This is a genomic window from Cyclobacterium sediminis, assembly GCF_054781075.1.
The window spans coordinates 157,037-181,823 of record NZ_BAAGVC010000043.1 but is presented as its reverse complement, the minus strand read 5'-3'; the positions used below and the strand labels follow the sequence as shown (position 1 = coordinate 181,823).

Here is a 24,787-nt window from a genome sequence, read left to right as displayed (position 1 = left end):
AACATTAATCTTCTAATAGGGCAACTTTAAATGGAGCCATGGGCAGGCCTTCTTGATTAAATATACTATTGGCAGAATAATCCCCCCAGGCATACCTTAAGGACTTGGCTTGTACATTTTCGGGGATTTGGAGGTGAATTTTATTGTCCGCTAAGCTTACTTCTACAGGATAAAATTTCCCTGTTGCGTCCGAAACTTCAAAACCTGATTCTGTAGCATTTATTTTTAAAACCAATTGTTGGCTTTGGTCTTTTACCTGAATTACCAATTCCCTCCCTTTAATCTCATAACTTTTGAAGAAGGGACCATCGGCCACGACCTCTTTTCCATATACTTTTCTCAAGGCCTGAAGCGCGAGCCGATTTCCGAAATCCTGTTTGTTTTTTGGATGAACATCAAAAGGGTCTCCGATATCCACAGAGACAACCATCCCGGTTTTCACTAAATCAAGTGCTTGCTCCTGAGCTTTTCTAAGATAACTTCTGGAGAAAGTTCTTTCTTTAAAATGGTGATTGGCATAAGTTCCGGTGTTTTGAACAAACAAAAAAGGCAGTTTATTGTTGTGCCATAGATCCCTCCAGTCACTAATCAAACGCTTAAACATGGCCTTATAAAGCACCGGCCTGCCTGCATCTGCTCCCCCTTGATCCCAAATAAAACCTTTTATTCCATAAGGTATTACAGGTGCCACCATCCCATTAAAAAGATAGCCGGGCAAATTAAAATAAGAAGGCAAAGCTTCAGGAATTTCCTCAGCATGCTCAAGAACATTCCAGGTTCCAGCCAAGGACAAGACTAGGTCTCCCTGTTCATTGGTAAGCGAAAATGATTGTTTCGCATTATAAATGGCCCCATTTCCCCATGGGCTTGCCAAACGAATAGAGATTGTATTCTTTCCATCATTCACCAGACTATCCGGCACCAAAGCTTTTACAGGAGAGGGATACTGAAAATAACCAAGAGACCGGCCGTTCCAATAGACATGGCTTTGCCGGTTAAGAAACCCCAAATGCAAACTCAAATCACCAATTAAAGAAGATGTATCCAGAGAAACTTCTTTTTGAAACCAGGTAACATGGTCAAGCTTCAAGTTATCATCAGGCATGCTTACTTTTTCCCAACTAAGAACTGGCGCTTTCCCCGATAAAACGCGAGTCCTGACCTCCACATTTGGGTAACTTATGGTATTTCGCCTAAGCTTGTGGTTATCGATACTCGCCGCAACTTTTTCTTTCCACTTTTCTTCTTTATAATCAGGAGGTATCGGGACCAAGTTCAAGGAATCCTTGAAATCCCTTAGACTTGATTGGTTTGTCCAGGTACGGATAGAGGTTCCTACCCAAGAACTATGGATGATTCCGATAGGTATGCCCAGTTCCTGGTATAGTCGCTTAGCAAAAAACCATGCAGAGGCTGAAAACCCTGCCAAAGTATTTGCATTGGCCCTTTCCCATTTACCTTCAGGAAGATCCTCCAAAGGTACCGGAGAAGGAAACACCGGAACGTCAAACAAACGTATGTTAGGCACATCTGCCTCTTCCAATACCTTTTCAGCATCCATTATGGAAGATTGGGGAATCCACTCCCACCCTTTAACGGCGTGCTCCATATTGGATTGGCCGGAAGCAAACCAAACATCTCCTATTAGAACATCAGTGAATTGAAGTTTTTTTTTGAGCTATTTACTGAAAGCGTAAAAGGTCCACCAGCTGTCATAGGAGACAAATTAACCTTCCACGCTCCACTTTGATCCACAAGTGTTTTTACCTTCTCCTTTCCTAATAGGACACTTACCTCTTCACCGGGACTTCCCGCTCCCCAAACCGGAATGGGCTGGCCGCGTTGCAATACCATGTGGTCTGAAAAAATCTTGGCCACACTAATTCCCCTAGGTGGAGCCACTGGCAATACGGTAGTTATAGTAACCGGACCAAAAATTCCGGAAGGAATCAAAGGAGCATTTTCCCATGGCACTCTTAATTTGGGAATACCTTTTATCACTGTCGCAGCTACGTGTGTTTTTGTAAACTGCTCCCCTGTCAACGCATCCCCTGTCAACCTATTGGACCAGGTATTGGCTACTTCAATTTTTAATTGATTAATCCCGGGTTTAATTGCTTCTGTCACATCAAACCGATAGGGCTTTGCCCAAGTAATTCCCAAGGGCTTATCATTTAACCACACCTCGGCGACATGGGAAAGATCTCCTAAATCAAGGTAAATCCTAGACTTAGGGAAATCGGAAGCAAGCATTTTATGAATAAATTGCTTTTCATAACGTGCTGTACCGGAGAAGTATTTGACACCTTCAATTGCTGACTCTGTCCAAGATTTTAACTCCGGAAAAATTGCTTTTTCAGGAGCACCAAAGCCTTCCGGGAAGTAAACCTCCCAAGCCCCATCAAGCTCTTCCTTATGAAGTCTGGTGGATAGTTCCAATAAATTTTCATCTTGGATCAGGCCGAAATCACCCTCCTCCCAAAACTCAATACCATTTTCAGTGTAGCGAAGCTGAGGTGGGTGGATGCCATTATGGTTTACTTTTGTATAGTGCTCAGGATTACTCCCCCTTTGAAAAACCACAAATACACTTTCGTGTGGAGCAAGCGTCAAAGGCAAGGTGGTACCTTTTTCTGATTCTTCATAAACGGGAATGCGGGTTATTTTGCCATTTTCAGGATTCCATAAAGCAGGAATTTTGTCATGCTGTCTAAATTTTAAGTTTCTGGACATCCAAGTATCCGTGGTATTTACCAGAAAATAGAAATCCATTCCTCCCATTTGATAAATGGTGTAATCCAAGGTATAAAAGCCTTTGTCCTTATAATCAAAGTCAGGGTATACATTCAATGCATTAAGTAGCTCTTCAATGGAAGCATTATAATAAATAGACCTGTCCCCTGGTTTGAATGTTGCTTTATTGAATGGCTTCCATAACCTTTCCAGCCAGCCATTCATGTCCGGTAGCCCCTTCATATTTCTTTCGGGAGCTATTCGAATGGGTTGAGGTCCCGTAATAATGGCTCCATCCTTAACCATTTGTTCAAGTTTTGTTAAGACTTTTGGATTGATTTCATATTCCTCAGTCAAGGCCAATAGACTAAATTCCGCTTCATTTCGAGGATTGAAAATTTTTCCGTTTCTCACTTCAAGACCAAGAAGCACTTCGGTATTCACTAACTCATAATCATATCCTTCTCCCGGATTGAAGCGACTGCGTTTGTGTCCTCCGTAATTAGGGATAGTATCTCCATAATAATACAAAACATCCGCTTTAAAGTCAGCCTCTTGAAGGACATATGATATCCGAGCCAAGTATTCATTAAAAGGTCGAATTTTCTTCCACCAAACCCTTTTGTCATTATAGTGGGTGCCTGCGTGGTAAACAATCCCCGGGTTCCCTGTACCTTCAGGGTTATGAGTAGATCCATGGACAACCACCCTGTTCATACCTTCAGCAAAAGCCCTGTCTCCCATAGGCTTCATTTCAAAAGGCCCTTCCTGCCATTGTTGAAAAGTGGTAAAGGCCTCCATCTCCACGATCCCTAACCCATACATGTTGGAGGCAGAAGACACCTCTTTCACCACACGTAACACATCCACTCCCAGCTCACTAAAGTTATGATGATTGATCCAAAACTCCCCTCTAGGGATGTCTAGCCCTTTACCCAAAGCCTTTAATGGTTCCACCGGAACATTATGTAAAGGATAGCCTGGGCCTCCTGCTTCACTATTGTTTTTCAATCCATGCGCATTGCAAATCTCCTTGGACTTCATGTAAAAGTTCTTAATCATCAACTCAGACAAAGTCCTTTGAAAGCCGGCCCTGAAAGCAGAAGTTGCCTCCTCAGAAAGCTTGATTTCATCAAAAAGTATTGGAAGAAATTTCTTTATATCATACCCATTTAGCTCCTGAAATTCCCGGGGTAAAGTCGGTGTCCAATTGAAGCCCCTGGCCTCATAACTGGCCATGTATAGATTTTTAAGGGCTGTTTTTCGCAAGTCTCCCAAAGCCGACTCCAATCGACCTATAATATAATTAAAGTGAAAGGCGGTAGCTTCCGCATCAAAATGATCTACTATCGGACCTGCAGAATACTTGCTGGGTAACACTAAGTTTTCTCCGGAATTGGAACTCACATACCTGACAATTTTCCATTCTCCCACCGGTACTTTCCAATTCAACACCTCTTTTTTTGCATCAAAATATTGAGAAACATCATGTATCCGACTGGTGTCCATCTCCGCATTTCCTTCAAACATAGGGATGGCCAAAACGGCTATCTCTTGGGAATAAACCGGCTTCCCATCTTTGCCATAAGAAATAATTCGCCTCCTCCCCCGGGGATCTTTTTCGGGAATCTCCGGAAAAGGCAAATTAACTTTTTTCTTTGCTCCTCCGGTAACTGTCACCTTGCATTGGTAAATGGATTTTGCAGCATGCTTTGGCGTTAGCCAATTTCCACCTGCATTCCAGCTACTTGCTGTATTCAGCCCAACTTCCATCCCGTATTTACCCGCTTCTTTCACCGCAACTTTTATCGTCTTCAGTGATTCCTCACCCAGGAATTCAGGACCAGTACCTACAAGCACGGTATCTCTTGACCCTATTTCAAAAATGGTAAATCCTGCAATCCCTGCTTCATCGAATGACCGTATTTCCTCTTTTAACCTGACAGTGTCCACATGCCCCCCTAACCACCAATGATAAACCGTAGGCTTGGCTGTACTGGGTGGATCCTGAAAATTTTGTCGCATTTCTTTATAGATTGTGCTTTCCTGGGCCTGGATCAGAAGAGGCCATGTGAAACAAAATCCAACAATTAAACAAAAGAGGTTTGTACTAAATTTCATGGTTATTCGTGTTTATTTAAACGATTAAAGGACGCAGGCTACCTATTTCTCATTTATATTCGGCAAAGGATGCCATTGAAAAAAGTCATCCTCTGTGGCAGCGATCCATTCCTTCAATGCCTTGTTCAATTTCATTTTAACAGGTGCATAAGCTTCCTGATAAGCAAGATTATTTTGTTCTCCGGGATCTTTCCACAAGTCAAATAACTGTTCATTTCGCGCGCCCTGATTGTACAAATTGTATTTGTATCGATCATTTCTGATCATTCTGGCCTGCCTACTCGAGTCCAACTTATCATCAGCCAGCTGTACCACCAAATATTCCCTCAACCTTTCGCCCGGATTTTCCAAAATCGGCTTAAGGCTTTTACCCGTAAATTTAGCTGAGGAAGGCAATCCTGCATAATCAACAATCGTGGGAGCTAGGTCAATTCCTGATACCAACTGATTTCTATCAATGTTTTGTGCAGGGACCCTGCCCTTGTACCGAATAATAAAAGGCACAGTGGCTACTTCTTCATAGAGACTTAATTTGGCAGCCCATTTATGAGCAGCGCCCCCATCCCCATGTTCACTGGTTAAGACTACAATTGTATTCTCATCAAAGCCATTTTTCTTTAAGGCTTCCATGATTTTTCCAATTTCCTTGTCCACCATTTCAGTAAACCGATAATAATGGTACAAGTAGGCTTGCCAATCTTCATCGGTATAGTCCAAGGTCTTCAACAATTCATCTCCATAATGATCCATCAAACGCTTTTCTTTTAGGAATTGTGGTTCATCAGGATCGATTGCGTAATTAAAGGGAAGGGGAGGCAAGTCTTCCAACTCATGGGCTTTGGCATACTCATCCGGCCTTCTGGGTACATGGCAGATATCATGTGGATTATGAAGAGAAACAGCCAATAAAAAAGGTTGATCTTCTGAATAATTGTTAAGGTAATTGACCGTTGCATCCGCAATGGGTCCATCGGTATCTTCACCCAAGTCCCATTCTCTTGAAAGGGATTGAAAGGGAATTACTTCAAAACCGGCAACGGAATCTACTCCACTTTTGGCAGGATAAGACTGTGGCAAATGCCATTTCCCTGCCCATGCAGTATTGTAGCCAGCTTTTTTAAAAATCTGGCCTATGGTAGGCACCTCCGGACGGATATTCGTGGAGTTCCAGACCACACCCGTTTCATGAGGCATCCTCCCTGTAATCAGACTACTTCTTGCAGGGCCACAAACAGGGGATGTACAATAAGATGCGGTAAAAAAGGTTCCTTCTTTAGCTAGTTGGTCCATTGCAGGCGTTTTTAAGAAAGGATTCCCCAAATAGCTTAGCGCATCATTGGTGTGCTGGTCTGTTAGAATAACCAATACATTAGGTTTTTTGTCCCTCTTTTCTGTTTCGCCACTTTGGCAACTTGTCAGTAGACTTAATACAGCATTTATATATAAGGCATGAAAATAAATTCTACCGTTTCTATTTCTCCTCATTTTTATTTTACGGTTTATCTAAAATACCAGAAAACATTTATTATTCATCTTACCTATTTCAACAAATCTCCAACCATGAATCATTTCAAAAAAATTATAGTCCCCATTCTTTCAAAAACAAAACTTTTAATAAGTGTTTTCATAGTCAGTTATTTTGGGTTAATCGTTAATTAAGTTCAGACTACTATGACCGATTCTATATTTAAATAATTGGCAATCTTATGAATGCTTGCTGCGTGATGACCTATGCCCAAGGCAAAATGATGGGTTGGCCCTTCCTTGATCCAGTTGGTCAGAAAAGTGCGAACGTCTGGTTTGAAAAAGCCTCTGGTATTGGTATTTCCTGTAGGAGGAATAGGGCCTTCCACTGATTCACCTTCCGCAATAACAAACTTAAATTTCCCTTCATAATTTGAACTAATGCTCAACATGGTAATGGGGCCTTCTTTGATTTTAAATTCCACTCCTGCACCAAAACCGGGTTTGCCATGGTACTTTTTCAGACTTCGAAGCACTGGCTTGCCCTGAGCAATCGATATATTGTGTGGACCATCATGCCCAACTAAAACAAAGTTTTCTTTAAAATCTACCGGATGAAACTCAGCAAAACTTCCACCTATACCGAAACGGTCCATGATAAACATGGCTATACAGCATTTTAAGTCAGACTCTCCACACATGGGAAAACCTGAACTTGTCAATAGGGAATTGCCAACAATTAAGTTGGACATCACCAATTGGGTTTCACTTTGGGCCTCTCCATTGTAATAATAGGCCAGGCCATCAAGCTTCCGGTCCTCAACGAATTTTTTCAAGGCTATTGAAACACCCGCAGCTACTTTTAAATCTTCCTTTTTCAGTTTCTCAGAAATGGGATCTGATACAGGATCAGGGGTGTCAAAAAAGGATAAAATACGGTCTTCTTCATTGCTTACTTCTTCTTCAGAAACTTGGGCACCATAATTACCTACAATTTCATTGGCCTCGCACTGAACAATATGCACTCCAAAATGAGCTGTGAGCATGGTGGAATCAGTGTGCATGTCTAGCATTGCCTCAATAGGATGTCCAATATGACCTATCCTTGCCGTTTTTAGGCCATGAAGAACATTTGCTATTCGGCAGTACTCTCCTATCATTCGCTCTGATTCGGGATCGTCATGTAAAGTACCGATGATGACTTCAGGCACGCTCTTACCCATCCTAATAGCCACCCCTGCAAACTCAGGCAAAGAGCAAACATCATCATTGTACAGCTGCATGTATGTTGAGGCCCTACTGTAATCCATGGCCTTATCTGGTTGTAAGGCCACCAATACTATTGGCACATTGATGTTTTTGATAATAACACCAAAGGTGCTTGAGGTGGCATAAGTGAGCATGTCACAAAATATCAAATCTAGGTTTGCAGCCTGTAGTTTTGGTACCAAATCATAGGCTGATTGTGCATCATCCACCAAACCAAAATCTATTACCTCCGCATTGTTATGTTCAATTTTTTCTATAAACACTTTTTGCTTGGCTAATAAGGCATCCAAAAGCCCATCAAATTGAGCCCAATATTTGAAATAACCGACGCCAAAAACCCCAATCCTGGGCAATGATGATTTTCTACGTTCAATTTTATATTTCCCCTCCACCGGGTTAACCTTTCCTATACTTTCTTTCATTGTATTAAGTTTCAGTTTTTTTACTTCCTGTTAACGCACTATGTTTAATTCAGCAGTAAGGATCAAGCCCAACTGTCAGTTGAATTTTATGTACTCAATTCGATCGTTTTGATTTTAGGTATAAATACCATTAGAATGACAAAGGCTAAAGGATACATGATGCCGGAGACCAACCAAAGTGGGCCGTAGGAATAGTTTTGAGCAATCCAGCCTATCAAAGGATTAATGATCATTCCTGAAATAGCACCTGCCGTTCCGGATAAGCCTACAACTGAAGATGTTGCATATTTACCAAATACATCCGCTATGGCCGTAATATAATTTGTGATCCAAAAGCCATGGGCCAACATCATTAAACTCATCAGCAGTATCGCTACTTCAATTGTGGAAACTGATGATATAAAAGGAGCCACCAAAGTCAAGGCTGCCGCAAATCCCATTACCCACTTTCTTGCAGCATTAATAGTGAAATTGTGCTTGACCAATTTATCTGAACACCAGCCTCCTAGGATATTCGAAAGGCCCAAGGCCAAGAAAGGGATCCAAAACAATTCTCCAATCCGTTCGAATGATAAGTCTCGCTCTTGGTTTAGATATTTAGGCACCCAAAACATTAAAAAGTAAAATACCGGGTCTAATAAAAACCTAATCAATATAAATACCTGTACTGTTTTATTTTGGAGCAGCTTTTTTATAGAAATTTGGACTGCAGGCTCAGCCATTTCTTTTGCCTCTCGTGCATGAATACTTTTTTTCCATGACTGTCCAAACCAAAGTACAAGCCATATAAAACCTATAAGCCCGGGAATTACAAAACTCCAGCGCCAACCATATTCCCCGGCAATCAATATAGTCAAAGGAGGTGCAGCCACCGCTCCTATTGCTGCGCCGCCAATTGCAATTCCATTGGCAAAAGCCCTTTCCTTTTCATCAAACCATTCATAGACTGATTTTGCAGCACCGGGAAAACAAGCCCCTTCTCCCACTCCCAATAAAAATCTAAATCCTAACAACTGAGAAAAAGTATTCATGACCCCATGAAGAACACTTGCCAAAGACCATATCCCTACCGATAAACCCAATCCCTTCTTTCCTCCAAATCTATCAATCAATCTGCCTCCAACCGTAAACATCAAAGCATAGCTAATCAGAAAGCCGGTGTTTACCCAACCATACTGTACATCTGAAATTGAAAGTTCTTCCTGAATTTTGATTATGGTCATGGACAAGACCTGCCTGTCTAAAAAATTTAGACCTGTAGCAATAAAAATCATTGCTAAAATATACCATCGGATTTTTGGGCTCATTATCTTAACGCTCTAAGTTAATAAAACAATGATATCACTTAATAATCAAATAAACAAGATAATTATATAAATAAAGATACTATGAAACCATTATGACATAAAAACAAAACTTAATTCCGAATATTAAGGTCATTTAAAATATATCTTAACGCCCTAAGTTAGAAAATACGGAATGAATCCATGCCCCCTCTCGGAGACAATTACTGAAAAAAAACATTGAAATTTAAGTTGTAAATTATTCAGCCTTTGTATTCGGGATGTGCAATGATCGCAAATTTGTATTTATCCCCTCTATACAAAGACTTCTCCAATTCAAGCACATTGGCTTTGCCACTTATCACCACACTATCCAAGACAAAAACCGGCAATGGGTAATCTATGTCAAAATTATTATCGCCATCTTCAGGTGGAAGAATTATGGCACTTAAGGTTTGCTTAATATCTGATATCTTCAGCTTGTATTTATCCTCATAAACCTTAAAGTAGGACAGCTCAGTTGAAAGCCTATTGATTTTTGGACAATATTTTAAGGATATATATTTGGTCTCATCTTTCAATAGCATATCATCTGCATACCTCAGCTGATGCACTTTCAAAACAGGACCTTCAATAATATAGTTTTTACCACTTATTTCTGCTGACACCCCATGATCCAAGACTGTTTTTTCTAACACAATGGTCTTGGGCTCAAAACCTTCCACTTTCAAACTTTCATCAAAACCTCTCCTTGTGGCATCAATTGACCCCAAGGTTCTTACCAAGTGATAATCCCCCGTTTTATTTAACACAAACGTCCCTTTCCCTTTGATTCTTTGCGCATAGCCCCTGGACTCTATTTCCAGAAGGCTTTTTCTAGCAGTCGTATTACTAACACCAAATGTGTGAATCAATTCATTCTCAGAAGGGACCTTGTCTCCGGGCAACAATTCACCGCTAATAATTTTATCTATTACTTGCTCACTTATTGCTATAAATTTTGGCGTCTTGTTCTTGTTTGGATTTTTCATAAAAGAATAATATTCTCATTGACTCAGGCAGCGAACACTTGAGTAAGAATTTAAAATCATGGGTAATTCTTGTAAATTAAATGATTTTAAGCGTTAAATGTAAGGGAAAAAAGTTCAAAACACAGAATAGCTCTTTTGAATGTGGCCCATCAGCAAGAAATCAATGGTGAATTTTAACTCTCTACCAAAGGACAGTAAGTAAAAGAAATTGTGATTCGGGTCATAACGAATAGGCTACACCTGCGTAAAAACCAGCATGCAAGGCATACCTTCCGTTTTTTGTGGTTCTACCAGCCAACACATAACCGGGACTTGGATATTCCCAGTTTTTATCAAAGACGGTAAACCCAATGGAAGGTCCTCCCATAATACTCAAACGATCCCCTAACTTATAGGCGGGAATCAATCTAAAAAAACTTGTATTGTTTGAAAATTCGGAAAAATCAGTTGTTTGTCGATTAACAAATTCAAAGTCCATCAACAGTTTCTTTTTATCCAATACATGCAAACCAAACCCTAAATCTAAACCATACATCCTTTCACTAAGCTCCCTCATACCCAGGCCCACAATCCCATACAACTTTCTTCCACCGGAACGGAAAGTAATTTGCCCGATCCCAGTCTCATCTATACCTACAGCCAGGCTCTTTCTTCCGTCTTCTATAAGATTAATTAGACCGATGGGATAATCACTCGACTTGGCAATATTTATTAACCCGGCCAATTGAACACCAGAAACATGCTCAGCCTTGTTTACGAGCCCGGCGATCTGGTAGCTCACCTCTCCTTGCGAATAATTATTTAATCCTGCAATCTGGAATGCGCCGGTACTACGATCTGCACGATTAGACAGACCTGCTATTTGTAAAACATTAGCTTGGTCGGTTTTATTAAATAAACCAGCTATTTGAATATCGGATGAACCTTGACTGAAATTATAGATTCCGGCAACTTGTCCACCATTTACTTCTCCCTTTACATGGTTGTAAATTCCGCCAACCTGAAAACCATTCACCTTGCCATACACGAAATTATGAATGCCGGAAGCTTGAAAACCATCCACATCCCCACCTGTCATATTAAAAATCCCTGCTACCTGAAACGCTTTTACATCTTTCTGATTGATATTGAAAATGCCGGCAATTTCCAACCCCTCCACTCCGGCAGTATAGCCTCCCAGAATATTTAGGGAAAAATTATTAATCATCTGACTATTAAAGACCCCTTGAGAACTCAACCCCGGCGTAAGGGATACCTGCATAGGGCTTTCTGCAAAAAAACCACCCAAATTTAGCCTTTGCACCCTTTGTCTAAATCCAATAAATAAACGCCCAAGCGCACTGTTTTCCATTGCTTCAACAGCTCCGTCTTCCGGATAAAACCTTAGCTTTCTGGATTTGTCCCTTAAACCTACATCAACTGATGGTAAAATCACAAAAGAAGTATCGCGGTACTCCTCCTTGCTAACGGTCAGCCAAACAAGGTCATCCGGCTGCATTTTATATTTTAACTCGAAGTCCCCATTTTGATCAGACAAGGATGAAACCATGGTGTTCCTTTCATAAACACTGGCAAATGGAACGGCTTCTCCGCTATGTAAATCCCTAACTTTCCCCTTAAGCATTGAGCGCTTGTTCCCTTCAATTAAATCAACATCCAATTTACCCGGTGCATATTTAATAATTACATATTTGTCATGCTCCTTAAATTCAAAATCCTCCCCTAGCAGCAAACGAAGAAAATCAGCTACCTGTCCCTCGTATGAGGGTACCGAAACCGTTTCATCTAGATCAATTAGGCTACTCTGGTAGGAAAAATAAAATCCCTGTTCCTGAGACAACTCATCCATTACATTCCCTAAGGCGACTTGATTAGCCTCCTCATAATTCACCTCATGCAGTAGAAAATCCTGGGCACTAACAAATTTTTGAGGCGTCAGGAAAATGGTGAATAACAGAAAAAACCAGCGAATTTTACAAATCATAGCAATTATCGAGAGACCCTTCGAAGGTAAAAAATTATTCAATAATTATCACCCCTCCCTCATGAGAGATGGACACCCCCAGTGTTTGACGGATAATTTCAAGATTATCTTCAAGGGGTCCAAAAGGCAGTGTAGTGGTAATAGACATGCTTCGGGCACGCTCCGAGACTAGCTCAATTTTACTACCGTAGGCTTCATTTAACCCCTCAATCAGTTCCTCTAAAGCCATATCTTTTGCTACAAATTCTTTGCTAACGTAATATTTAAACAATTGATTCTGTGAAGACTCCTTTCGAATGGTTTCATCGTTGGTAAATATGGTAGCTTTTTCATTTTTTGTAAGGAACAACTTCTCCTTTCCGGTACTCACTTGCACCAAGCCTTCATCTACTATAACAATGGTTTTTCCTTCGGCTTTTTTAATATTAAAGGAAGTTCCTAACACCTTCACTTCTACCTCATCCACTGCAATTATAAATGGCTTTTGGGGATTCTCTTGAACTTCAAAATAAGCCTCCCCTTCTATAAGCGCTACGAAACGGTCATCCCCTAAAAACCGCTGACTGTAGGAGAGTCGGGTATGCTTATTAAGGGTAAGCTGGGACCCATCCAGTAAAACCTCTTCCTTAGACTCTTCTAAAGAAGCCAGGCCTACACTGCCATAAAACGCTTTTCCGGAGTGGGGTAAAAAAGAAAATACTATGGCAAGTACCCCCAACAACAACACAACCGTAGCAGCTATTTTAACCCATGGCGATGATAAAAACCTTTGACTACTCCTTAGGTCTGGTTTTAAAAGTTTTGATTCTCTATTCTTTTTAAACTGCTCCCATGCTTTATCTACATCTATCTCTTCAGCATTGACTATTTCTTTGGATTTTTCCCATACCCAGCAAAAGTCATCGAAATATTTCTCATTTTCTTTACTTGCCCCTACCCAGCTTTTCACAGCAATAGACTCTTCTTTACTGGTTTCCTTGAGCAGGTATTTTATAAGTAAGCTATCTTCCATCACTTAAAATTTATCTGCCAATATTATCAAAAACAGGGGGAGAAATTCCGCCAGTTCCAGTCTTAAGGTTTTTAGGGCCTTTCCCATATGACCTTCCACCGTTTTTATAGAAATACCCATTCTTTCAGCAATTTCCGCATATTTAAGTTCTTCAAATCTGCTAAGTTGGAATACTTTCCGGCACTTGTCAGGCAAAGCCATTAATGCAAGGTTCAATCTATTTTGAATTTCTTTTTCTTCCACAGAATGGTCAACAACAGCCCCAATCGACCTGTCCCCGGCATACTCATGTTGTTTTCTCTCCCTGTGTTTCATTTTTACTTTTTCATGTTTGAGGTAATTCAAGGCATCATAATAAACCGCTTTATAGAGATAGGCTTTTAATGAAGTAGTGATCTTTACAGTCCCTCTCTTTTCCCAAAGCTTTAAAAAAACAGTTTGCACAACTTCTTCTGCCACCACTTCATCTTTCAACAGCACTCGGGCATAGCCATACAAGGCTTTGAAGCGATTTTTAAAGACCTCTTCAAACAACTTGTCATCCACCTTCAATGGCGGTTCTTCCTTTACATTTGAACTTACCCTCACTTACGCTTGATATTAATACAATTGCATTCATTAAAAGGACAACTCAAACTCAGTTTACCCTTGATTCGACGTGAAATTTTCTCAAACAATTGGAAATCAACATCCAATCACTTTATTTTTTTTCTAAAAATGACTTTTCTAGAAACCAATTGAGCATATAAAAAGCATTTTTGTCCACCCTTTTATTGGGTTGCATGGGATTATCATTATAGGTTTTTACCCCACAGCCTTTCCTGCATGAATTCATGCTAATTTAGTAGATTCTTAAGTTTATCCCAGCAGACAGTCCCAAATGAATTGCCTTGTAAACATTTCTTCTCTCCCTGTTCCATAAACTCATCCCGGCCAATTCATCCCCAATGGCATATTTGGTATGCATATAATTGATGCTAGGCCCGGCAAAAACTTCCACTTTATTTGACAGGACGATGGCAGGAAGAACTTTAAGTCCGGACCTGGAATACTCTCCTCTTCGTTTAAAATTAGTCATAAACAGATTGGTTCCTTCTACATCTAAACGAAAATGGCTTCCATCCACAACTTTTAAACCAATCCCGGCCTCTACAGCATAAGGAAGCTCGTGGTATTGGAGATTTGAACCTAAACCTACAATTCCATACAATTTCTTCCCTCCGGATTTTAAAATAATCATGGAGGTAAGATTTTCATCAGCATAAAGTCCTAGCCTTATTTCCCCATCTTGGATAAGGTTTATTATCCCAATGGGATAATCACTACTTTCAGCAATATTCACTATCCCTGCTATCTGTACTCCATTTACCTTTTTTGCCCGATTCACAATTCCTGCAATTTGCACACCCTTGACACTGTCCACCTCATTGACTATGCCTGCTATTTGAATACCATCTACCGTGTTGGTAAGATTAGCAATCCCAGCCACCTGAGCACCTTTAGCAGATTGAGATAAGTTAAATATCCCCGCAGTTTGGAAACCCTGCACCTGTCTTGCCTTATTGAATATCCCTGCCACTTGTACAGGTGCATCCATTTCTAATAAGTTAACTATTCCAGCTATCTGTACAGCCTGATTCGCACTTCGAGCTTCATTCATTAGCCCGGCAACCTGAAGCCCTTCCACATCTCCTCTTACTTTTGACCACAATCCGGCCACTTGAAGACCATTTGCATCTCCTTGCACCATCCCTGCCAGGCCATAAATTGCCAAGCCCTTTTCCCCTGCAGAAAGCCCTCCCAAAGCATGAAGGCTAAAGTTGTTTGTAATATTGGATGCACCTAGCCCATTGGTACTGATCGGGTAAATGAACCCTATATGTGCCGGCCGTGTTGTCTGCGCCAAGACTACCGTTAAGGAACTACAAAACAGCATAGCCAATGCTGTACAAATTTTAAATCTATGGTAATGAATTTTCATGATTATTGTATTTATCGATTCATAGGTTTGACAACCCACTCGACATATACCCTTACTTTCAATTCATTTTTTTTTGAACCAAGGGTAAATCATGGTCTTCTTGTCTATATTATAAGAGGCAATAAATACCTCCTAAAAAAATCAGCAATTATGAAATCAATATTATTTAGCGTCCCAATTCATATTTTCACCATTGTCTCCACTTTCGCCAGTGCCAATATGCCACCGGAATTTGAATTGATAAAAGAAGGAAATGGGCTATCCTTCTACGAACGCTGGATCAATATGGAAGATGGGACCAAAAGTCGAGAAGTAAAGTTTACCATTAAGATCCAAGCTCCTTATGAAAATGTTATGGAAGTATTGACAAAGGAGGATTATGGAATGCGCTGGAATGACAATACGCTGGCCTATAAAATTAAAAGGACCGGTCCTCAGTCATGGATCAGTTATATGCGGTACAGTTTCCCTTTCCCATTATCAGACAGAGAGTGTTATTTAAACAACCGAATAGAAGAGAGAAAGGAGAGCACGAGAATTTATTTCAATTCCTCGAATAGCAGGTTTTTTTCTAATGAAGAAGAAATGGAACAGATGACGGGCTTAGAAGGTAGATGGATTGTTACAGAAAAAGAGGGTTATACCTTATTAAGGTACCACATCATTTCGGTGCCTGAAAAAGGATTACCAAGATGGATAGTAGATCCAATCATCAGAAGAAACTTATGGAATACCATGCGAAACCTAAAAAAAACCATTGAAGAAATCTAAGCATGCCAAGCTTTTAAATGGCGATAAGAGCACCACTATTGTAAAGAGTATTCAACAACAGTGGCTAATCAACTGTCTTTTGTCAAATGTACTGAGATAAAAAAAGCCATTCAAGGGGTTCCTAGAATGGCTTTTTTTTATTTTCAATTAATATTATTTATTCTCTTACAAAAGGATAATCATCCTCTACATATACATCCTTAAAGGCATCTTCACCCTCAGGCCAAGGAGACTCCTCAGCAAATTTAACAGCGTCAGCAACTTTTTGCTTCACTTCTGTTTCAATTCCCTTGATATCATCTTCAGAAAGAATATTATTCTCTAAAATAGTAGCTCGAACCTGCTCGATGGGGTCTCTTTGTTTGTACTCTTCTACCTCCTCTTTGGTTCTGTACTTCTGAGGATCAGACATAGAGTGACCTTTGTACCTGTAGGTTCTGAACTCGAGCAAGGTTGGTCCATCGCCTTTTCTAGCCCTTTCGGCTGCTTCTTTCACTGCTTCATGAACTTCTTCCACATTCATGGCATCCACAGGAAAGGAAGGAATATCATAAGATTCACCCAATTTATAAAGCTCGTCTACATTCGATGAACGCTTTACAGAAGTCCCCATGGCGTAACCATTATTCTCTATCACAAAAATAACCGGAGTTTTATAAAGCATGGCCAGGTTAAGGGATTCATGGAATGCACCTTGTCTTACCGCACCGTCACCCATAAAGCAGATCGATAAATTTTTGGTCCCCAGGTATTTTTCTGCAAAACCAAGTCCTAAGCCCATAGGGATTTGAGCGCCTACAATGGCGTGTCCTCCAGCAAAGTTTTTAGATTTATCAAAAATATGCATGGATCCACCTTTACCTTTGGTAGTGCCGGTGGCTTTACCAAAAAGTTCAGCCATAATGGCTCCGGGATCGGTACCTAAGCCCAAAGGCTGCGCGTGACACCTATAGGCAGTTATCCATTTATCCTCTTTTTCGAGGGCAGTGATTGCTCCTGCAGCACAGGCTTCTTGACCTATATATAAGTGGCAAAAGCCCCTTATTTTCTGTTGTCCATAAAGCTGTCCTGCTTTCTCTTCAAAACGCCTCATAAGCAACATGCTTTCAAACCAATACTTATAGGTTTCTTTGGAATATTTTACTTTAGATTTACTTGTACTAGAACTCTTCTTTGCCATACCGTATTCTATAAAATATACTAACTTTGGCCTCAAATATAGTGAAATCAAAGCAATATTGAGGCCTTTTGCGAAAATAGTAAAAAACATCCTGTGTATAAGCCATGTATTTAAAAAACTTAAAATTAATTCAATTTAAAAACTTCCAAGCTTTGGATTTGGTTTTTAATCAAGGAGTTAATTGTTTTTTTGGCTCAAACGGAGCAGGAAAGACAAATCTTCTGGATGCCATTCACTATTTATGCTTAACAAAAAGTGCATTTATACCTACAGACAGTCATCATATAAAGCATGGTGAAGCGTTTTTTACAATTAAGGGTGAGTTTGAACTTAAAGAAAAAGAGCTCGGAATCAATTGTTTTTTTGAGGGTGGTAGAAAAAAACGCATTGAAGTAAATGGCAAACCCTATACCAAACTAAGCGATCATATCGGACTTCTCCCCTTAGTGATTATTGCTCCGGACGACACTGAAATCATCAATGGAGGCAGTGAAGAAAGGAGAAAGTTTTTTGACAGCATGATCTGCCAGGCAGATCAAAATTATTTACACCTGCTCATACGTTACCAGCAAAATTTAAAACAAAGGAATGCCCTATTGAAAAGGTTTGCTGAAGAAAAACGCCTGGACAAACTTCAGTTGGCACCTTATGATGAACAACTCTTAAAGCTTTCTAAGGAAATTAACAGAACCAGACATGCATTTTTGAGCCAATTCTTAATTCATTTTCAAACTCATTATGCATCCATTTCCGGGTCAAAAGAAATGGTAAATATTGAATATCAAAGCCAAGTTGACAAAGAAAGTTTTGATCTGGACTTTATAAATAACCTCAATAAAGACCTTTTACTTAAAAGAACAGGATTTGGCACGCATAAAGACGATTTCAACTTCACATTTGATGGGCAGCAAATAAAAAAGTTTGGCTCTCAGGGTCAAAAAAAGTCTTTTCTAATCAGCTTAAAACTAGCACAATTTTATATTTTTAAGGAAATAAAAGGCACCAAGCCAATTTTATTATTGGATGACATATTTGATAAACTAGATGACTTCCGAATTCATCACTTAATTAGAGCGGTAGCCAATAAGGAGTTTGGCCAATTATTTATTTCTGATGCAAGACCCGAAAGATCCAAAGAAATTCTTACCCGGATCACTGCTGATTATAAATCCTTTACAATCGCCAACAATACTGTTTTGGAAGTAGAAAAGGGTTAATACCTGCTTCTTCTTTTTAATATTGTACCATCTAAAGAAATCTTACCGGGGCCTAACAACAACAATACAATAAAGACAAGCAGATAGATCAAGGAAAGCTCTTGTTTACCAAATTCACTTCCTCCATGAACAATAAAAGCAATGACAGCCATATTTATTATCATAGGGATAAGTATGATCCTGCTCATAAAGCCTAAAATCAAAAATATTGCACAGAAAAATTCGGCGAAAATAGCCAATTGCAAGGACACTGCAGGCCCCAAGCCAATAGGGTCAGCAAAACTATTGAGCCTTTCACTGAAGTGGATTACCTTGGACCATCCATGAGAGACCAACATCAGGGAGGCACCCACCCTCAATAAAAGCAAACCAAAATCCAAAACAAATGGTTTGTTTGAAAAGACAATATTCTTCATGGATAGCTATTCAACTATAAATTTCAAACTAATAAGTGGTTAAAGTTAATAAAAAATAAAAGCAAAAGTAGCTGAAAGCGAGATAAGACGCCCCACAGCTACTTTTTATAGATTTCCTGACCTAATTGGCTCATAAATCGTAAATTTCTCGTTTATATTCGCTTTCTCACCAAAGTTTTGCCGGATATTCACCTTCTGCGTGAAGTTTTTTCAACTCCTTCATTACATGTTCCTTATCTTGAGCATAAGTAACACCAAACCAAACTTTACCCCCTTCAAGAATTTTAACCTTTCCAATACCTTCTGTAATAATTGAGTTGGCTACTTTAGGAATGTAAAATTCAGATTTTAAATTTTCTTTATTCTCTTCTAAGAAACTTAGCCAAAGCTTCTCTGTTTGTTCAAAGATGGACTGGTGAAAACCCCAGCAATTCATAGACACCGGGTTTTCGGCATCAATTTTTAATTTTTCACCATCAGCCTCATGGTAAATTCCGTCTTCCTTTTTAGATATAGCTGTTCGCTCAATCATCCCCGTAAGAAAACCTTCAGGAGAAACATCACAAACCCCTCTACTAACAGTCCCATAGTCGGACAATACATTTTTAATTGCATAGCCTACCATACAATGTAAACCCGGCTTTACCTCATGGGTTAAAAATTCCCCTAAAGCTTGAAAAGCTTCCTGACCATAAAAATCATCTGCATTTATGACTGCAAAAGGCTCATTGATCACATCTTTGGCACAAAGCAATGCATGTGCTGTACCATAAGGCTTTTTCCTATCGGGGTGCTGATATTCCTCCGGCACTCCATTTTTTAAAGATTGAACAACAAATTCAATTTGAATCAAATCTCCAAACCTTGGAATAAAAATCTCTTTACTTTCCTCTAGGATCTCTTGCCTTACAACAAATACCACCTTACCAAATCCAGATCGTATGGCATCATAAATGGAATATTCTATAATTGTTTCGGCATTCGGCCCAAAGCCATCAATTTGCTTGTCCCCTCCATACCTGCTGCCCATTCCTGCAGCCAAAATTAAAAGTGTCGGTTTATTCATTGTCTTTAAATAGTTAATGGCAATACTTTACTAAAGGTAAAATTCCCTGTAAAGTTAATTTTTTAAAAAATATCATCAGAGAAATTAACCCATTAATTTATTAAAAGACTTCTGATCTTTTTCTAATATTTAGGTTAACTAAAAACCTTAAATAAATTTTATTTATGCAGAAAAGACGTTAAATAGATCTTTTTACATCCATTTTAATTGATTTTTTTTCTTTTTTGACGATTTTTAGCTCATTTATCACCCATTTTTCTGTTTTTCAACATCTTTTTACATTTTTTAGTTGGTTAATAAGATCGTGAATATTATTTTTGCAACAGATAAATTTTTTAATTCTATAATTATTAATGGAATATTAATCCTGTTAAAAAAATGAAAAAAATTGAAGCTTTAATTAGAACTTCTAAATTTGATGTAATCCACAAATGCCTTTCTGGCTTAGGCGTTAAATTTCTTACCTTTTATGAAGTCAAGGGTATGGGCTTGCAGCATGCAAAAATGCAACACTACCGTGGAGTGGCTTACGAACCAACGTTTATCCCCAGAACAAAACTTGAAATAGTTGTTCAAGATGACTTAGAGGACAAAGTAGTTGCTTGCATTCTCAATGAAGGAAGAACTGGTGAAGTAGGAGACGGAAAAATATTTGTATACGATGTAGAGAAGGCATTTAGAATTAGAAATGATGAAACAGGCGAGAGTGCACTTTAATTTTCTCCTCCTCACATTACCAAAATTTAAAAAACTTATTAAACATATTAATTAAATGACTCAGGAATTATTTACCATTAACAACCTATGGATTATGGTGGCGACCATTTTGGTCTTCATTATGCACTTAGGTTTTGCTGCACTGGAAGCCGGACTTACCAGGGCCAAAAACACTGTTAACATTCTTTTTAAGAATACAATTATCCCCGCCATTGGTTTATTAACCTATGCTTTTATTGGATTCAATCTAATGTATCCCGGGGAAATGTTTGCTGGAGGTTTTTTCGGGTTTGGTGGCTTAGGATTGAGCTTACCTGAAGGATGGGATACATCTGCTTATAGCGAAGGCTACACCTTTTTTACAGACTTTATTTTCCAAGCCATGTTTGCTGCCACTGCTGCAACTATTGTTTCAGGTGCTGTAGCGGAACGTATTAAATTAGGGCCGTTTATCTTCTTTTCTATACTATATGTAGGGATTTGCTATCCCATAGCAGGTATGTGGAAATGGGGCGGAGGATTTTTAGATACTTTGTCTACTCCATTTTATGATTTTGCAGGTTCTACTATCGTCCATTCTGTTGGTGGATGGGGAGCTGTAATTGGCGCTTACCTTTTAGGGCCTAGAATTGGGAAATTTTCCAATGGAAAAACCAATGCGATACCTGGTCACAATATACCTTTGGCCGTATTTGGAGTATTTTTATTGTGGTTTGGATGGTTTGGTTTTAACGGAGGATCCGTTTTATCAGCCGATCCGGGAACTGTATCTCTGGTATTTGTAACTACAGCCTTAGCCGGTGCTGCCGGAGCTTTTGGAGCCTTACTTGCTTCTTATTTAAAGTTCAAAGCCTATGACATCACCATGGTACTCAATGGCATCTTGGCCGGCCTCGTAAGTATTACAGCCGGTGCCGATTTAATGTCTCCCACTGAAGCAGTAATCATTGGTTTTATTGGTGGTATTCTGGTAGTGTTTGGTGTAATCTTGTTTGATAATATTAAAATTGATGATCCTGTAGGTGCCATTTCAGTACACCTTATTTGCGGAATATGGGGTACCCTTGCGGTAGGTATTTTCGGAGACCTAGCCAGTGGATCACAGGTAGTGTCACAATTAATTGGAATAGTATCCATAGGTGCACTTTGTGTTGTATTCAGTTTTGTACTTTTCTTCCTTCTGAAGAAAACCACAGGAATTAGGGTTGACAAACAAGAAGAAACCGAAGGACTTGACATCAACGAGCACGGCATGCATGCTTATCCTGATTTTGAAACCAAAGAATAATTCGGACTACAGCTATATAAATGAAAAAAACAGGCAGATCCTATCTGCCTGTTTTTTTTATCCTATTTGTCAAGAAAGCTATTGTCTTATCGCCTTTATACTTTTAATAGCTTATCAATAGTAACACCATTTCACCATTTTACACCACTTCAGGTTAGGCTATTAAAACATCTGCACAAACTAAATCACATCATCAAGTAGTTTACAATAGGCATTATAGTTTCAAATCGACAATAAAAAAAATTGCAAGCTACAGTCGTGATAAATAAAATCAATCGTATTGGTCTACAGAAACTCTGGATTGTAGATTGTCGTATATTTAACAACAAAGGCAGATACTCTCAGGAAGTTTGAAAAACGATATTTTTATCCGCAAAAATAAAAAAGCTATTTAAAAAAATCTCCTAGCATAATTGAGAACGACTTAAAAAAAAGCGACTTTCGCCGCTCTTTCTTTTTGCTCCCAATCATTTTATTTCTTTTCTTTTTTCATAGGGCTAGGGCCAGAAGAAGTTCCTCTGCCGGCGGCTCCTTGCTTGAACATTTCAAACTTAGAAGGCATAAATCTTTGAGGCCAATAATTATTGGATTCATCAATATCAGCCGTTTCACGGTATGGATCCAGAACAATCTGCACTACTTCTTTATCCTTGGCAAAGACCTTAGTAACCTTATATTCATCCATTCTCCATATTTGAGCAGGAATTGTTTCTACCTCACTTGTTCCATCCACATATTGAAACTCAACAATAATAGGCATTACCAGCCCACCTGTATTTTCAAAAGATATCTCGTAAAAGTTGATTCCACTATCTAACATTTCAAGTTCTTCTTTTCTCAACTGACTTCTAAAAGCCTTATATGCCTTCTCCTCTTCTGGCCAAACCTTAAACCTTTCGAACTTATTGTAAAAATCACCTACAGAAGGGTCTGCTTCCAAATAAGTCTGATCAACATCTTTATAATTTCTAGTTCTTGAAATATAGGACTCCTCAAGCTCATAGGCATTTTTAGCATCTTGTTTAACCTCACTTGGTTTTTTGCTATCAATCTTATACCATTTCACATCTTGAATAGCTATATCTACCGGTTCAGTACCAAAAAACCATCCGCGCCAATACCAGTCTAAATCAATGGCAGAAGCATCTTCCATTGTTCTGAAAAAATCATCAGGAGTAGGATGCTTAAACATCCATCTTTGTGCATACTTTTTAAAGGCAAAATCGAATAGTTCTCTACCCATAATGGTTTCCCTTAAAATATTAAGGGCTGTCGCTGGTTTTGCGTAAGCATTTGCGCCAAACTGAATGATGTTTTCGGAGTTGGTCATGATTGGCTCTAAAAGATGCTTTTCCCCTTTCATATAAGGGACAATTTTATGAGCAGGACCTCTTCTTGAAGGATAATCTCTCTGCCACTCCTGTTCAGCCATAAATTGCATAAAAGTATTCAAACCTTCATCCATCCAAGTCCATTGCCTTTCATCTGAATTAACAATCATTGGGAAAAAGTTATGGCCTACCTCATGAATAATGACTGAAATCATTCCATATTTTATGGCTTCAGTGTAGGTGCCGTCCTTGTCCGGCCTTCCATAATTAAAACATATCATTGGATACTCCATCCCATTGGATGCTTCCACAGAAATGGCTTTAGGATAAGGATAATCAAAAGTTTTGGCAGAATAGGACTTCAATGTGTGTGCCACAACTTTTGTAGAATATTGTCCCCAAAGAGGATTGGCTTCTTTGGCATAATAGGACATGGCCATTACCTCTTTGCCATTCTCCAATTGAACTGCCATGGCATCCCAAATAAACTTCCTTGAAGAGGTCCATGCAAAATCCCTTACATTCTCCGCATGGAAAACCCAAGTACTTTTTTCAGTAGATCTTTTCTTTTCAAGCTTTTCGGCTTCTGCCTGTGAACGAATAATTACAGGTTCGTCAAAGGATGACTTGGCCTGCTCCCAACGATCCAATTCTTTTTGACTCAGCACATCGGCAGGGTTCTGCAATACCCCAGTAGCTCCGACCATATGATCTGAAGGCACTGTAATGGATACTTTATAATCCCCAAAGACCAAGGCAAATTCTCCTCTGCCCACAAATTGTTTGTTTTGCCAGCCTTCAAAGTCTGAATAAACCGCCATTCTAGGAAACCACTCTGCCACGGTGTAAATATAATTTCCATCCTCTTCAAAATATTCATACCCCGGTCTGGTAGCTAAAAAACCGGTCCTGTCATGACTATTGAAACTCCAGGCCATATTGAACTCAAACTTTTCTCCGGGCATTAGTGGCTCCGGTAGGTCCAACCTCATCATGGTTAAATTAACCGTGGAGGGTATATCCTTACCATTGGCATCTGTAACAGAATAAATTTTTAGGCCCAAATCCATATCATGCCAAATGATATCCTCCAATTGACCTAAATTCATTTTTGGGTGAATTTTATTAGAAGTGATTTTTGGCGTTTCAGAATCTTTATCTCTTTGATTTTGATCCAATTGCACCCATAAATAATCCAATGGGTCTGGGGATTCATTGTAATAGGTCACTTTCTCCCTACCAGTGATGGATTGATTTTCATCATTTAACTCCACCTCTATTTCATAATCTGCTTTTTGCTGCCAATATTCATGCCCGGGTGCTCCAGAGGCTGTTCGGTAAACATTTGGCGAGCGAAGGTCGGTACCTAATTGCTCAAACCTATTGCCATGTCTTTGCTCATCGACCTGAGCATAAACCCCGATATTACTCGTTATTATTAACAGAAAAAAGAATATATTTTGCTTCATAGTACACAAATTTCACTAAATAAATTGATTAT

18 protein-coding genes are annotated in these 24,787 nt (G+C 39.3%); 4 read left to right on the top strand and 14 right to left on the bottom strand.

Features of this window, described 5'->3' with window-relative positions:
- Positions 1-4: 4 nt before the first annotated feature.
- From ACYVHJ_RS21365 to ACYVHJ_RS21320, 10 genes are all read right to left on the bottom strand, one after another.
- Positions 5-1,609 carry a sialate O-acetylesterase gene (locus ACYVHJ_RS21365; protein ID WP_460519063.1) on the bottom strand — a complete coding sequence of 535 codons (1,605 nt, stop codon included), beginning with the start codon at positions 1,607-1,609 and terminating at the stop codon, positions 5-7.
- Between the two features lie 35 nt (positions 1,610-1,644).
- On the bottom strand, positions 1,645-4,758 hold the full coding sequence (locus tag ACYVHJ_RS21360) for a glycosyl hydrolase family 2 protein (protein ID WP_460519060.1): 3,114 nt from the start codon (positions 4,756-4,758) through the stop codon (positions 1,645-1,647).
- A gap of 138 nt (positions 4,759-4,896) precedes the next feature.
- Positions 4,897-6,339, bottom strand: a complete 1,443-nt coding sequence (locus tag ACYVHJ_RS21355) for a sulfatase family protein (RefSeq protein WP_460519057.1) — start codon at positions 6,337-6,339, stop codon at positions 4,897-4,899.
- Positions 6,340-6,515: 176 nt separating this feature from the next.
- Positions 6,516-8,009, bottom strand: a complete 1,494-nt coding sequence (locus ACYVHJ_RS21350; RefSeq protein ID WP_460519054.1) for an L-fucose/L-arabinose isomerase family protein — start codon at positions 8,007-8,009, stop codon at positions 6,516-6,518.
- Positions 8,010-8,095: 86 nt separating this feature from the next.
- Complete coding sequence (locus ACYVHJ_RS21345; protein ID WP_339900873.1) at positions 8,096-9,316, bottom strand: MFS transporter; 1,221 nt, start codon at positions 9,314-9,316, stop codon at positions 8,096-8,098.
- Positions 9,317-9,555: 239 nt separating this feature from the next.
- On the bottom strand, positions 9,556-10,323 hold the full coding sequence (locus ACYVHJ_RS21340) for a GntR family transcriptional regulator (protein ID WP_339900872.1): 768 nt from the start codon (positions 10,321-10,323) through the stop codon (positions 9,556-9,558).
- 220 nt (positions 10,324-10,543) lie between these two features.
- Positions 10,544-12,307 (bottom strand): peptidase associated/transthyretin-like domain-containing protein, encoded by a 1,764-nt coding sequence (locus tag ACYVHJ_RS21335; protein WP_460519050.1) that lies wholly within the window; start codon positions 12,305-12,307, stop codon positions 10,544-10,546.
- A 34-nt stretch (positions 12,308-12,341) separates the two neighbouring features.
- Positions 12,342-13,319: a FecR family protein gene (locus ACYVHJ_RS21330; protein WP_460519047.1), complete on the bottom strand. Its 978-nt coding sequence runs from the start codon at positions 13,317-13,319 to the stop codon at positions 12,342-12,344.
- Between the two features lie 3 nt (positions 13,320-13,322).
- The gene (locus tag ACYVHJ_RS21325) at positions 13,323-13,907 is read right to left on the bottom strand and encodes an RNA polymerase sigma-70 factor (RefSeq protein ID WP_460519044.1); all 585 of its coding nucleotides are present in this window, start codon (positions 13,905-13,907) and stop codon (positions 13,323-13,325) included.
- Positions 13,908-14,160: 253 nt separating this feature from the next.
- The gene (locus ACYVHJ_RS21320) at positions 14,161-15,300 is read right to left on the bottom strand and encodes a hypothetical protein (RefSeq protein ID WP_460519041.1); all 1,140 of its coding nucleotides are present in this window, start codon (positions 15,298-15,300) and stop codon (positions 14,161-14,163) included.
- Between the two features lie 150 nt (positions 15,301-15,450).
- Between ACYVHJ_RS21320 and ACYVHJ_RS21315 the strand changes: the two genes are divergently transcribed.
- Positions 15,451-16,071, top strand: a complete 621-nt coding sequence (locus ACYVHJ_RS21315) for an SRPBCC family protein (protein ID WP_460519038.1) — start codon at positions 15,451-15,453, stop codon at positions 16,069-16,071.
- Positions 16,072-16,228: 157 nt separating this feature from the next.
- On the opposite strand, the gene pdhA is transcribed toward ACYVHJ_RS21315, so the two are convergent.
- Positions 16,229-17,251 carry a pyruvate dehydrogenase (acetyl-transferring) E1 component subunit alpha gene (gene pdhA / locus ACYVHJ_RS21310; protein ID WP_339900862.1) on the bottom strand — a complete coding sequence of 341 codons (1,023 nt, stop codon included), beginning with the start codon at positions 17,249-17,251 and terminating at the stop codon, positions 16,229-16,231.
- 104 nt (positions 17,252-17,355) lie between these two features.
- Here pdhA and recF point away from each other — a divergent pair, with 104 nt between their 5' ends.
- A complete protein-coding gene (gene recF / locus ACYVHJ_RS21305; protein WP_460519034.1) occupies positions 17,356-18,468 on the top strand; it encodes a DNA replication/repair protein RecF in 1,113 nt (370 codons plus the stop codon).
- Here the strand turns inward: recF and ACYVHJ_RS21300 are convergent.
- On the bottom strand, positions 18,465-18,884 hold the full coding sequence (locus ACYVHJ_RS21300; protein ID WP_339900858.1) for a DoxX family protein: 420 nt from the start codon (positions 18,882-18,884) through the stop codon (positions 18,465-18,467). The genes recF and ACYVHJ_RS21300 overlap by 4 nt on opposite strands.
- A gap of 166 nt (positions 18,885-19,050) precedes the next feature.
- Entirely contained in the window at positions 19,051-19,950 is a 900-nt protein-coding gene (locus ACYVHJ_RS21295) for a nucleotidyltransferase family protein (protein ID WP_460519030.1), read from the bottom strand.
- A gap of 378 nt (positions 19,951-20,328) precedes the next feature.
- Here ACYVHJ_RS21295 and ACYVHJ_RS21290 point away from each other — a divergent pair, with 378 nt between their 5' ends.
- Both ACYVHJ_RS21290 and ACYVHJ_RS21285 read left to right on the top strand, forming a co-directional pair.
- Positions 20,329-20,667 (top strand): P-II family nitrogen regulator, encoded by a 339-nt coding sequence (locus tag ACYVHJ_RS21290; RefSeq protein WP_339900855.1) that lies wholly within the window; start codon positions 20,329-20,331, stop codon positions 20,665-20,667.
- A gap of 55 nt (positions 20,668-20,722) precedes the next feature.
- Positions 20,723-21,955, top strand: a complete 1,233-nt coding sequence (locus tag ACYVHJ_RS21285; RefSeq protein ID WP_339900853.1) for an ammonium transporter — start codon at positions 20,723-20,725, stop codon at positions 21,953-21,955.
- Positions 21,956-22,427: 472 nt separating this feature from the next.
- Here ACYVHJ_RS21285 and ACYVHJ_RS21280 read toward each other — a convergent pair whose 3' ends face one another.
- The gene (locus ACYVHJ_RS21280) at positions 22,428-24,755 is read right to left on the bottom strand and encodes a M1 family metallopeptidase (protein ID WP_460519025.1); all 2,328 of its coding nucleotides are present in this window, start codon (positions 24,753-24,755) and stop codon (positions 22,428-22,430) included.
- Positions 24,756-24,787: the final 32 nt, after the last annotated feature.

Excerpts from the sequence above, each read along its gene's own strand:
- ACYVHJ_RS21365 (WP_460519063.1), bottom strand. The coding sequence starts at position 1,609 with ATGGAGCACGCCGTTAAAGGGTGGGAGTGGATTCCCCAATCTTCCATA.
- ACYVHJ_RS21360 (WP_460519060.1), bottom strand. The coding sequence starts at position 4,758 with ATGCGACAAAATTTTCAGGATCCACCCAGTACAGCCAAGCCTACGGTT.
- ACYVHJ_RS21355 (WP_460519057.1), bottom strand. The coding sequence starts at position 6,339 with ATGAGGAGAAATAGAAACGGTAGAATTTATTTTCATGCCTTATATATA.
- ACYVHJ_RS21350 (WP_460519054.1), bottom strand. The coding sequence starts at position 8,009 with ATGAAAGAAAGTATAGGAAAGGTTAACCCGGTGGAGGGGAAATATAAA.
- ACYVHJ_RS21345 (WP_339900873.1), bottom strand. The coding sequence starts at position 9,316 with ATGAGCCCAAAAATCCGATGGTATATTTTAGCAATGATTTTTATTGCT.
- ACYVHJ_RS21340 (WP_339900872.1), bottom strand. The coding sequence starts at position 10,323 with ATGAAAAATCCAAACAAGAACAAGACGCCAAAATTTATAGCAATAAGT.
- ACYVHJ_RS21335 (WP_460519050.1), bottom strand. The coding sequence starts at position 12,307 with ATGATTTGTAAAATTCGCTGGTTTTTTCTGTTATTCACCATTTTCCTG.
- ACYVHJ_RS21330 (WP_460519047.1), bottom strand. The coding sequence starts at position 13,319 with ATGGAAGATAGCTTACTTATAAAATACCTGCTCAAGGAAACCAGTAAA.
- ACYVHJ_RS21320 (WP_460519041.1), bottom strand. The coding sequence starts at position 15,300 with ATGAAAATTCATTACCATAGATTTAAAATTTGTACAGCATTGGCTATG.
- ACYVHJ_RS21315 (WP_460519038.1), top strand. The coding sequence starts at position 15,451 with ATGAAATCAATATTATTTAGCGTCCCAATTCATATTTTCACCATTGTC.
- pdhA (WP_339900862.1), bottom strand. The coding sequence starts at position 17,251 with ATGGCAAAGAAGAGTTCTAGTACAAGTAAATCTAAAGTAAAATATTCC.
- recF (WP_460519034.1), top strand. The coding sequence starts at position 17,356 with ATGTATTTAAAAAACTTAAAATTAATTCAATTTAAAAACTTCCAAGCT.
- ACYVHJ_RS21300 (WP_339900858.1), bottom strand. The coding sequence starts at position 18,884 with ATGAAGAATATTGTCTTTTCAAACAAACCATTTGTTTTGGATTTTGGT.
- ACYVHJ_RS21295 (WP_460519030.1), bottom strand. The coding sequence starts at position 19,950 with ATGAATAAACCGACACTTTTAATTTTGGCTGCAGGAATGGGCAGCAGG.
- ACYVHJ_RS21290 (WP_339900855.1), top strand. The coding sequence starts at position 20,329 with ATGAAAAAAATTGAAGCTTTAATTAGAACTTCTAAATTTGATGTAATC.
- ACYVHJ_RS21285 (WP_339900853.1), top strand. The coding sequence starts at position 20,723 with ATGACTCAGGAATTATTTACCATTAACAACCTATGGATTATGGTGGCG.
- ACYVHJ_RS21280 (WP_460519025.1), bottom strand. The coding sequence starts at position 24,755 with ATGAAGCAAAATATATTCTTTTTTCTGTTAATAATAACGAGTAATATC.